This is a genomic window from Micromonospora sp. NPDC049679, assembly GCF_040659735.1.
Classification (GTDB): domain Bacteria; phylum Actinomycetota; class Actinomycetes; order Mycobacteriales; family Micromonosporaceae; genus Micromonospora_I.
Genome location: NZ_JBFANZ010000073.1, coordinates 1 through 10,885, shown reverse-complemented (window position 1 = coordinate 10,885; position 10,885 = coordinate 1). Strand labels below are relative to the sequence as shown.

9 protein-coding genes and 1 pseudogene are annotated in these 10,885 nt (G+C 71.0%); 7 read left to right on the top strand and 3 right to left on the bottom strand.

The features are described 5' to 3' along the window. Both AB0J06_RS25885 and AB0J06_RS25880 read right to left on the bottom strand, forming a co-directional pair. A pseudogene (locus AB0J06_RS25885) lies at nucleotides 1–184 on the bottom strand (galactose-1-phosphate uridylyltransferase); the annotation flags it as partial. 32 nt (nucleotides 185–216) lie between these two features. Further along, nucleotides 217–1,002: a DeoR/GlpR family DNA-binding transcription regulator gene (locus tag AB0J06_RS25880; RefSeq protein ID WP_357432221.1), complete on the bottom strand. Its 786-nt coding sequence runs from the start codon at nucleotides 1,000–1,002 to the stop codon at nucleotides 217–219. A 361-nt stretch (nucleotides 1,003–1,363) separates the two neighbouring features. Here AB0J06_RS25880 and AB0J06_RS25875 point away from each other — a divergent pair, with 361 nt between their 5' ends. From AB0J06_RS25875 to AB0J06_RS25845, 7 genes are all read left to right on the top strand, one after another. Further along, on the top strand, nucleotides 1,364–2,437 hold the full coding sequence (locus tag AB0J06_RS25875) for an ABC transporter substrate-binding protein (RefSeq protein ID WP_357432219.1): 1,074 nt from the start codon (nucleotides 1,364–1,366) through the stop codon (nucleotides 2,435–2,437). A 69-nt stretch (nucleotides 2,438–2,506) separates the two neighbouring features. Continuing rightward, nucleotides 2,507–4,054 (top strand): sugar ABC transporter ATP-binding protein, encoded by a 1,548-nt coding sequence (locus AB0J06_RS25870; protein ID WP_357432217.1) that lies wholly within the window; start codon nucleotides 2,507–2,509, stop codon nucleotides 4,052–4,054. Beyond that, nucleotides 4,047–5,012 (top strand): ABC transporter permease, encoded by a 966-nt coding sequence (locus AB0J06_RS25865; protein WP_357432215.1) that lies wholly within the window; start codon nucleotides 4,047–4,049, stop codon nucleotides 5,010–5,012. Before AB0J06_RS25870 ends, AB0J06_RS25865 begins: the two co-directional genes overlap by 8 nt. Then, on the top strand, nucleotides 5,009–6,025 hold the full coding sequence (locus AB0J06_RS25860; protein ID WP_357432213.1) for an ABC transporter permease: 1,017 nt from the start codon (nucleotides 5,009–5,011) through the stop codon (nucleotides 6,023–6,025). Before AB0J06_RS25865 ends, AB0J06_RS25860 begins: the two co-directional genes overlap by 4 nt. A gap of 166 nt (nucleotides 6,026–6,191) precedes the next feature. Continuing rightward, a complete protein-coding gene (locus tag AB0J06_RS25855) occupies nucleotides 6,192–8,987 on the top strand; it encodes an AbfB domain-containing protein (protein WP_357432211.1) in 2,796 nt (931 codons plus the stop codon). A 231-nt stretch (nucleotides 8,988–9,218) separates the two neighbouring features. Continuing rightward, nucleotides 9,219–9,611 (top strand): hypothetical protein, encoded by a 393-nt coding sequence (locus AB0J06_RS25850; RefSeq protein ID WP_357432209.1) that lies wholly within the window; start codon nucleotides 9,219–9,221, stop codon nucleotides 9,609–9,611. Nucleotides 9,612–9,770: 159 nt separating this feature from the next. Next, nucleotides 9,771–10,424, top strand: coding sequence for a hypothetical protein (locus AB0J06_RS25845; protein WP_357432207.1), 654 nt, complete (start codon nucleotides 9,771–9,773; stop codon nucleotides 10,422–10,424). Here AB0J06_RS25845 and AB0J06_RS25840 read toward each other — a convergent pair. Next, nucleotides 10,421–10,885, bottom strand: a 465-nt coding sequence (locus AB0J06_RS25840) for a helix-turn-helix domain-containing protein (protein ID WP_357432205.1), incomplete at its 5' end; no start/stop codon positions are given. The genes AB0J06_RS25845 and AB0J06_RS25840 overlap by 4 nt on opposite strands.

Here is a 10,885-nt window from a genome sequence, read left to right as displayed (position 1 = left end):
TACGGCCCTGCCGGTGCGCCGCGACCGCCACCCACTCGTCGAGCAACGGATCGTGACGCAACTCCGACGCCCCCGGAGGCGGCGGCAGGGCGCGATCGTCGGACCCGGTCCGACAGGCGTCGTCACTTTCGTCGAAATAGATCAGCTCCCGGCCGTCGGCCAGGGCGATCGCCGTACGTTTGATCCCGCCGCCCGGGGTGCCGACCGGTTGACCGGTCACGGGAACGCCACCGGCTCCACGACGATCAGTTCGCCGACCCGTTCCCCGAGCAGCGCACGCGCTTCCGCCGGGAGTGCCGCGTCGGTGATCAGGATGTCGGCGTCTTCGAGCGGAGCGATCGTCGCGATGCCGATGGTCTCCCACTTCGTGTGGTCGGCGAGCACGACGAGCCGGCGGGCGGCGTTGACGAGCAGGCGGTCGGTGCCCGCCTCCATCAGGTTGGGGGTGGTGAAGCCCGTCCGCGGGCTCATCCCGTGCACCCCGAGAAACAGCACGTCGACGTTGAGCGAGCTGATCGCGGCCTCGGCGACCGGGCCGGCGAGCGCGTCGGACGGGGTCCGGATGCCGCCGGTGAGGACCACGGTCTGGTCCGGACGTCCCGCCCGGTAGAGCACGTCGGCCACCGGGATCGAATTCGTGACCACGGTCAGCCCCGGTACGTCGACCAGCAGCGCGGCGAGCGCTGCGGTGGTCGTGCCCGCCGACAACGCCACCGCCGTGCCCGGCTCGACCAGCTCGACGGCGCGCGCGGCGATGCGGCGCTTCTCCGCCTGCTGGCGCACCGACTTCGCGTCGAAACCAGGCTCCTCTGTGGAGCCGGGGCCCGCGATCGTGGCACCGCCGTGGACCTTGTCGACCAGGCCCCGCTCGGCGAGGGCCTCGAGGTCACGTCGGATCGTCATGTCCGATACACCGAACTGACGTACGAGCTGGCTGACCCGGACCCCGCCGTGGCGACGGATCAGATCGAGGATGGCCGTCTGCCGTTGCTGGGCCAGCATCACGATGCTTCTTCCCGGCCCGGCGCACGGAGACGGCGGGCCGACCGGGGGCGAGAGCCCAGCGTGGCGCCGGCTGAACACGGACCGCGACCCGCCACCCGGACCGCCCGTCGTCGAGTCGCGACGTGCATGGGCTACAGCTTCCGACCGGGTCGCTCATAAGTCAACGTTGTCGCACATCACCCCGGGTCGGGCGCGGGGACCGGAGGGCGCGACGGCGGCGGGACGACCGTCCTATGTGGGATTTTGTTCCGGCGTTACGGAAAGCCTTGACAGAGAAAGTTGAACGGTGAGTGAATGCGTCTACCTCACCCGGCATCCCCATCGCGAACCCCACCTCTTCGCACAAAGGGAGCACAGAATGAGCGCTACGCGTGGCCCCTGGCGGCCAGCATTCATCACCGTCGGTGTCGCTCTGCTGCTGGTCACGGGCTGCGGCAAGGCCGAGGACCAGGGTGTCGTCGCCCCCACCGGCGGCAACGACGCCGTGCAGGCGACGTCGTCCGCGCCCGCCGGCGGCTCGTGCACGCTGCAGCAGTTCGGCGGCGACAAGCTCGACCTGAAGACCGCCAAGGTCGGCTTTTCCCAGTCCGAAAAGGAAGCCAACCCGTTCCGGATCGCCGAGACCCGCTCGATCAGGGACGAGGCCGCCAAGCGCGGCATCGCCAACCTTCAGGTCACCAACGCCGACTCCAAGTTCAGCAAGCAGATCGCCGACGTCGAGCAGATGATCGACTCCGGGGTGCAGTTGCTGGTCGTGGCCCCGCTCAACTCCGACGGCTGGGATCCGGTCTTCCAGAAGGCGGCCGCCCGGAAGGTGCCGATCATCACGATCGACCGGAAGATCAACGCCAAGCACTGCACGGACTACCTGACGTTCATCGGCTCCGACTTCTACGAGCAGGGGCGACGGGCCGCGAAGCAGATGGCCACAGCGCTGGAGAACAAGGGCACCGTCGCCATCCTGCTCGGCTCGCCCGGTAACAACGTGACCACCCAGCGCACCGCCGGGTTCAAGGACGAGATCGCCCGGTCCGCCCCCGGCATCACGATCGACTTCGAGCAGACCGGCAACTTCTCCCGGGAGGAGGGGCAGAAGGTCGCCGAGCAACTGCTGCAGTCCAAGCCGAGTATCACCGGCATCTACGCGGAGAACGACGAGATGGCGCTCGGCGCGGTCACGGCGCTGAAGGGGGCCGGCAAGAAGGGCGGCGACGTGAAGATCGTGTCGATCGACGGCACCCGCGGGGCCGTGCAGGCCATCGTGGATGGTTGGCTGCACTCCGTGGTCGAGTCCAACCCGCGCTTCGGGCCGCTCGCCTTCGAGACCGCCCAGACGTTCTTCACCGGCGGGGCCGTCGCCGAGAACGTCATCATCTCCGACCGCGAGTACGACCGGACGAACGCCAAGGAGAGCCTGCCGGTCGCGTACTGACGCCCCGGCACGGACGCGGTGTCCGCCTCACCGGAGTCGGACACCGCGACGGCGATCGCAGGAGGATCCATGTCGCACGCGGACGCTCCCCTACTTGACGTCGTCGGCGTCACCAAACAGTTCCCCGGCGTACGGGCCCTTGACGAGGTGTCGATGACCCTGCGGAACGGGGAGGTCCACGCGCTGGTGGGCGAGAACGGCGCGGGCAAGTCCACGCTGATCAAAGTGATCACCGGCGTCTACCAGCCCGACGCGGGCGAGCTGCGGATGGGTGGGGCGCGGACCGCGTTCCCCGCGCCGCTGGACGCGCAGCGCGCCGGCATCTCGACCATCTACCAGGAGGTCAACCTCATCCCGCTGATGAGCGTGGCCCGCAACCTCTTCCTCGGTCGCGAGCCGCGCCGGTTCGGCATCATCGACACCGCGCGGATGAACCGTGAGGCCACCGGGACGCTGCGCGGATACGGCATCGTCGGCGACGTGCGCCGTCCGCTCGGTGAGCTCGGTCTGGGCGCGCAGCAGATGGTGGCGCTCGCCCGCGCCGTGATGATCGACGCCCGGGTGGTGATCATGGACGAGCCCACCTCGTCACTGGAACCGCGCGAGGTCGACACCCTGTTCGAGCTGATCCGGCGGCTGCACCGCGGCGGCATCGGCATCCTCTACGTCAGCCACCGCCTCGACGAGCTCTACCGCATCTGCGACCGGGTGACCGTGCTGCGCGATGGCCGGGTCGTGCACACCGGGCCGCTCGCCGGGCTGGAGCGGCTCCGTCTGGTCTCCCTGATGCTCGGCCGCGACGTGACCACGGTGCGCCGCGAGGGCGTCACCAGCTTCACCGGCGATCACGCCGACACGTCGGCCGCCCCCGTGCTGCGCGCGAGCGGCCTGCGCAGTCGGCACCGTCTGCACGGCGTCGACATCACCGTCCGGCCCGGCGAGGTCGTCGGGTTGGGTGGGCTGCTCGGCGCCGGTCGCAGCGAGACCGTCAAGGCGATCGCCGGCGCACTACCGCTGGAGGCGGGCACGATCGAGGTGGCCGGTCGGCCGATCGGCCGACCGTCGACCGCCAACGCCGTACGGGCCGGTATCGCCGTGCTCCCCGAGGACCGGAAGGTGGAGGGCATCGTGCCCGGCCTCTCCGTCCGGGAGAACATCGCGCTCGCCGTGCTGCCCCGCCTGTCCCGGCTCGGCGTGGTGAGGGAGAAGCAGCTCGACGCGATCGTGCGCACCTTCATCGACCGGCTACGGATCAGGGCGGCCGGCCCGGAACAGCCCGTCGATGAGCTCTCCGGCGGCAACCAGCAGAAGGTCCTGCTGGCCCGGCTGCTCGCCACCGCTCCGAAGGTGCTGCTGCTGGACGAGCCGACCCGCGGCATCGACGTCGGCGCGAAGGCCGAGGTCCAGTCGCTCATCGACGAGCTGGCCGCGCAGGGCCTCGGCGTGGTGCTGGTCTCCTCCGACGCCGACGAGCTGGTCGAGGGAGCGGACCGGGTGGTGGTGCTGCGTGACGGCGCGGTCGTCGGCGAGCTTCGCGGCGCGGAGGTGAACACCGACGCCCTGATGGCCGCGATCGCGACCGCGGCCGGCGCGCAGGACGGAGCCGACGATGACTGACGCGGCGGTGGACCGGCCCCGACTGGACGCCGCGCGCCTGCGCCGCTGGCTGCCCGTGTACGGGGTGTACGTCGCGCTGGTGGCGCTCTTCGCGTTCAACGCCGTGTTCACCGAGCGCTTCCTGCTGTGGGAGAACGTCCGCATCCAGCTCGTCCAGGTGGCGCCGGTCGTCATCGTGGCGCTCGGGATGGCGGTCGTGATCGGCACCGAGGGCATCGACCTCTCGGTCGGCTCGGTGATGGCGCTCGCGGCGGCGATCGTGCCCATCTATCTCGGCTACGGCGCCGCCCCGGCGGTGCTGATGGCGCTCGTCGGCGGGCTCGTGGTCGGCCTGGTCAACGGCGGTCTCGTCGCCTACGTCGGGATGCAGCCGATCGTGGCCACCCTGGCGCTGCTCGTCGCCGGCCGCGGCGTCGCGCTGGTCCTCTCCGGTGGTCAGCTGAAAGAGATCCGCAATCCGGACCTGATCGCGCTCGGCTCGACCGATCTGGCCGGACTGCCGGTCTCGGTGTGGCTCGCCGTCGCGCTCACCGTCGTCATCGGATTCCTGGTGCGGCGTACCGTCTTCGGCCGTCGGCTGGTCGCCGTCGGCGGCAACCGTCGGGCGGCCGACCTGGCCGGCCTGCCGGTGCGCCGGGTGCTGATCGGGGTGTACGTGCTGAGCGCCCTGCTCGCGGCGGTCGCCGGCGTGCTGGCGGTCGCCCGCATCCAGTCCAGCGACGCCTCGCAGGTCGGACTCCTCTACGAGTTGTCCGCGATCACCGCGGTCGTGGTGGGCGGCACCCCGCTCACCGGCGGGCGGGTCCGGGTGCTCGGCACGGTGGCCGGCGCGCTGCTGATGCAGTTGGTGATCGCCACGATGATCAAGCACGATCTCAAGCCGTCGATCGCCGAGATGGTCCAGGCCGTGATCATCCTGGTCGCGGTCTACGCGGCGAGGGAACGGAGAGCCCGATGACCGCGCTCGACAAGCGGCAGGTGCCGGCCGGGGAACCCGCCCGGCGCGCGGAGCGCCGCAGCGATCGGGTGGCCGATCTCGGGCAACGGCACGGCGCGCTCGCCGTGCTGGTCATCGTCAGCCTCGTCGGCCTGGCCGCCTTTCCCGGCTTCCGCACTCCCGAGAACGCGGCGACGCTGCTGGTGAACGCGGCGCCACTGGCGCTGATCGCCCTCGGCATGACGTTCGTCATCCTCACCGGCGGCATCGACCTCTCCGTCGGGTCCGTGTTCGTGCTCGGTGGCGTGCTCGCGGCATGGGCGTCGCAGTACGGCTTCTGGGCGGCGCTCGCCGCGCCGCTGGCCGTCTGCGGGCTCATCGGCCTGGTCAACGGGGTGCTCGTGGCGCGCACCGGGATGCCGCCGTTCATCGTCACGCTGGCGAGCCTGCTCGGGGCGCGGGGCCTCATGCGGGCGATCAGCGGCGAGGGCTCGGCCACGTACCTGGTGGCGGCGCCGGCGTTCAAGATGTTCGGCAACGGCGCGGCGCTCGGGGTGAAGTGGCCGGTGTGGGTGGCGGCGGCGCTGTTCCTCATCGGCACGGTCGTGCTGCACCGCATGCGGTTCGGCCAGTCCGTGTACGCGATCGGCGGCAGCGCCGACGCGGCGCGGCTGATGGGGGTGCCGGTCGCCGCTACGCGGGTGTGCGTGTACGCGATCTCCGGCCTGTTGGCCGGGCTCGCCGGCGCGCTGAACGCCGCCCGGCTCGGGTCCGGCGTCACGGTTCTCGGCATCGGTCTGGAACTGGACGCGATCGCGGCGGTGGTGATCGGCGGAACGCTGCTCACCGGCGGCGCCGGCGCGCTCTCCGGCACCGCCGCCGGCGTCCTGCTGCTCGGCGTGATCCAGAACCTGATCAACCAGGTGGGTGACCTTCCCGCGGCGTACCAGCAGGTGATCAGCGGCTCGTTCCTCGCGGTCGTGGTGGTGGCGCAGACCTGGCTGGCCCGACTGCGCCGGGTGGCCTCCGGCTAGCCCGCGCCCGGGAGTGCGCCGCCGGGCGGTCAGCCGGCCAGCGGGCGTGGGCGCGCTCGGTTCGGTCGCGTTGAATCACCCATTGATGTGGTCAGATATTTACAAACTTCACCGTCCAATGGAACATGTTTGCAACCGGTCCCCCAAATTCCAACCGGGAGTGGACATGTTCAAACACCCGCGTCCATCGGTGGCACGGCTGCTGAGCGCCGTCGCCGTCCTCGCCCTGACCGCCACCGGCCTCGTCGCCGCCCCCGCGAGCCCCGCCGGCGCCGCCGCCGGATGGCAGCCGAAAGCCCCACCGCTCACCACGCCCTGGACCAGCGAGGTATCCCCGACCAACGCGCTGCCCGACTACCCGCGCCCGCAACTCGTCCGTGCCGACTGGCTCAACCTCAACGGTCTGTGGGAATTCGCCGGCGCCGCCAATCTGAACAATCCGCCCGTCAACACGAGCCTGACCGAACACGTCCTGGTGCCGTATCCGATCGAATCCGCCCTCTCCGGCATCCAGCGCCACGAGGACACCATGTGGTACCGCCGGACCTTCACCACCCCCGCCGCGTGGTCCGGCCGCCACGTCAAGCTCAACTTCGGAGCGGTCACCTGGGAGACGCGGGTCTGGGTCAACGGGACCCCCGTCGGCACGCACACCGGCGGGTACGACGCGTTCAGCTTCGACATCACCGCCGCGCTGCGCCCCGGCGGCAACGAGATCATCGTCGGGGCGCACTCGCCGGTCGACGCGGCCGGCATCCCGATCGGCAAGCAACGACGCAACCCCAGCGGGATCTTCTACACCGCCGCCTCCGGGATCTGGCAGACGGTGTGGCTCGAGCCGGTCAACGCCGCGCACATCACCCGGCTCGACACCACTCCGGACATCGGGGCGAGCGTCCTCGACCTGGCCGTGCAGGGCGCCGGCACCGGCGGTCAGCAGGCCCGCGCGGAGGTGCTGACCGGCGGCAGGGTGGTCGGCCGCGCGACCGGACCGGTCGGCGCCCACCTGCGTGTGCCGGTGCCGAACGTCCGGCTCTGGTCCCCCGAGGATCCCTTCCTCTACGACCTGCGCGTCACGCTGACCGGCGCCGGCGGCGGCGACACCGTCACCGGCTACGTCGGGATGCGCTCGATCGGCAAGGCCATGATCGGCGGAGTGCTGCGCCCGACCCTCAACGGAAAGTTCGTCTATCAGCTCGGCACCCTCGACCAGGGCTACTGGCCGGACGGCATCTACACCGCCCCCACGGACGCGGCGCTCCGCTTCGACCTGGAGCGGCAGAAGGCGCTGGGCTTCAACATGGTGCGCAAGCACATCAAGATCGAGCCGGCGCGCTGGTTCTACCACGCCGACCGGCTCGGGCTGATGGTTTGGCAGGACATGCCGGCGCTCAACACCATCGACGATCCGCCGCAGTGGGATCGGAGCAACTTCGAGTCGGAGCTGACCCGGATCGTCAACCAACTCAAGGGCATCACGTCGATCGTGCAGTGGGTGCCGTTCAACGAGGGATGGGGCGAGTACGACGCGGGCCGCATCGTGGACCTGGTCCGCGCCCTCGACCCGACCCGCCTCATCAACCACAACTCCGGTTCCAACTGCTGCCTCTCCGACCCCGATCCCGGCAACGGCGACATCATCGATGACCACGCGTACCAGGTGTCCACCGGAACCCGACCGCCGACGGCCAGCCGCGTCGCGGTCCTCGGCGAGTACGGCGGCCTCGGCCGGCGGGTGCCCGGACACGAGTGGTCGCCGGGGAACGGCTTCGGCTACGGGGACCTCTACACCGACGAGGCGTCCCTCACCGGCCGGTACGTCGAGATCACCAACCAGGTCCGCGGCTTCATCAACACCCGCGGCCTCTCCGCGTCGGTCTACACCGAGCCGTACGACGTCGAGAACGAGGTCAACGGCTTCTACACCTACGACCGGCGGGTGCTGAAGATGACCGCCGCGCAGGTGCGGGCCGTCAACCAGTCGGTGCTCGACACCGCACGCGGGCTGGGGCTCGCCGCCAACGAACTGGCCTCGCTGCGGGTCACCACCCCCGGCCACACCGACCGCTACCTCCGGCACGCCGATTCCCTCGCGCGCACGGACGTGGTGAACGGCGCCAGTCCCGACGGGCTCAGGCGGGACGCCACGTTCTGGCTCCGGCCCGGCCTGGCGAACGCCGCCTGCTACTCGTTCGAGTCCCGCAACAATCCCGGCCACTTCCTGCGCCACGCCAACTACCGCGTCCGCAAGGACCCGAACGACGGCTCGGCGCTCTTCCGCGCCGACGCGACCTTCTGCGCACGCGAGGGACTGGGTGGCGGTGGCACCACGTTCGAGTCGTACAACCTCCCGGGACATCTCCTGCGCCACCGGGCCGAGGAGGTCTACGTCGCCCGCGCCGGCGGCCCGAACCCGTGGGACAGCCCGGCGAGCTTCGCCGCCGACGCCACCTGGGCGGTCACCGCGCCGTGGTGGCGCAGCGGGGCGGACCTCCCGGTCGACCAGCCCCGGTCGATGCAGGTGACCACCACGGGCTTCACCGACCGGTACCTGCGGCACCGCGACAGCCTGGCCCGCACCGACGTGGTGACCTCGAGCAGCGACGGCGCCCTCCGGGCCGACGCCACCTTCGTCATCCGCCGCGGCCTCGCCGACAGCACCTGCTACTCGTTCGAGGCACGCAACTTCCCGGGCAGCTACCTGCGCCACCGCGACTTCCGGGTACGCCTCGACGGCAACGACGGCTCGACGCTGTTCGCGCAGGACGCCACGTTCTGCGCGCAACCGGGACAGTCCGCGGACACCGTCCGGCTCGCGTCGTCCAACATCGCCGGCACGAACATCCGGCACTACGCGGAAGAGGTGTGGATCGCCAGCAACGGCGGACCCCACGCGTACGACAGCCCGACCTCGTACCCGGCCGACGTGAGCTGGCGGGTGACCGCGCCCTGGTCCCCATAGGACGGAGCCGCGCCGGCGGCGGGTGGGCCAACCGGGTTTCACCCGCCGCCGGGTGCCGCACGGGTCAGGGCGGGTGGCTCGCCGCAGCACCCATGCGCACACTACTAGCAGTAGCCGCATCGGAGCGGTCAGTGGCAGGACGAGTGACGGCACTGCCCCGCATACCGGGCGTTACGGACGGCTGAGCCCCCGACCTCTGCGAGCTGGCGCCAACAGCGGTACGTTGGGTCCGTGCCTCTCCTCGCGATCGACCGTCCTCTGTGGTCGGCCGCGCTGCGGGCACTACGGAAATGGACCGGCGTGGCGATGACCGCGATGATGCTCGCGCTGAGCATCGGCCACGGCCAGCCGGCCGCGCCCGGCCTGCCCACCATGACCGCCGAACGGCCTGCGCCCATCGTGACGACCGCCACGGCGACGCACCGCCCGCCGGAGCCGGTTGACGTTCGTGACCGTGCCGACACCGGTCACACCACCGCGCACCTGCTCGCGGCCCCCGCCGACACCGTTCTCCCGATCCGGGCCGGTGAGCGTCGAGCTCAGAGCTGGGACACGTCACCGCGCGACCCCGGCGGGGACACGTACCGGTCAACGCCCGGAGAGCGCGCCCCACCACGGCGGTGACCACCGGCCGCCGGCACACCCCTGCGGCCGGCCGGGTTTCCGCGCCCCGAGCCGTGCGCACCCCCGGGCCCGTCGACGGGTCGGAGCGCCGGCAACCATCCGCCCGCGAGCCCGGGCGCGACGTGATCACATTCATCCCTCGATGTGAGGTGTCAAGTCATGCAGACGGTCCTGTCCACCATCCTGCTCGACGTGCCGCGAGCGGCCCTGATCTGGTTGGCGCTGTTGGGCGTGGCGTCGCTCGCGGTCGGCGGGCTCGTCGCCCGTCCGCGCCGCACCCCGCGCGACATCGCCGGACGCATCCGCCGGGCCGCCCTGCCCGTGCACACCCGACTGGACACGCAGGCGCGGGAACTGACCCGCTACGCCGACGAGGTGACGGTGGCCGCCGAACGGGCGGCGACGACGGCGCGACGCCGACGCGGGGAGTGGCTGGCCGCGCAGGAGCTGGCCGAATCGGCCTGGCAGGCGTACGACGCCGCGGAGGCCGACGTGCGCCGGCTCGCCGCCGCGGCGGCCCTGCGGGTCCCGCGAACGCCACGCACACCGGCGGAGTACGCCGACCGGGAGCGGTACCTGCACCGCGCCGCGCTGCGCGCGTACCGCCGCAAGGAGTTGTCGGTGGAGCAGTTCATCGAGGTGCTCGCCCACGGCAACGGCTGGGATCCGCGGCGCCATCCGGTCGAGCAGGAGCTGTATCTGCGGCGGGTCGTCCGCGACGGCCTGCTGGTGCGCCAGCGGACGGCGGCGGAGCGGGAGCGCGCCGCGTGGCGGGCGGCGGACATCGCGGCAAAAACGCTCAGCGCCCCCTAGCGAACAATCTTGTCCACCTGAATCCCCAGCTTCTTCAACCGATACCAAAAACTGCGCTCAGAAATCCCGATCTTCTGCGCCGCCGCAGCCTGCACCCCATTGCTCTCCTGCAACGCGGCCATGATGTATGCCTTCTCCACCTCGGCCAGCGCCGCATCCAGGTCGTGCGGCACCCCCGGCCCGTTGCTGAGGATCGCACCCACCCCGTCTTCAGCCGGCTTCGAAGCAAACAGATACGCCGGCAAATCAATGTCCTCGATCACCGGCGTCGCCGCAACGATGGTCGCCCGCTCCACACAGTTCTGCAGCTCGCGAATATTGCCCGGCCAGGAATACGCCGCCATGGCCTGCAATGCCTCAGGGCTGAAACCGGTGATGCGTTTACCCGCCGTAGCACTCAAGGTCTGGGCAAAGTGCCGAGCCAGCGGCGCAATGTCTTCCACTCGCTCACGCAGGGCCGG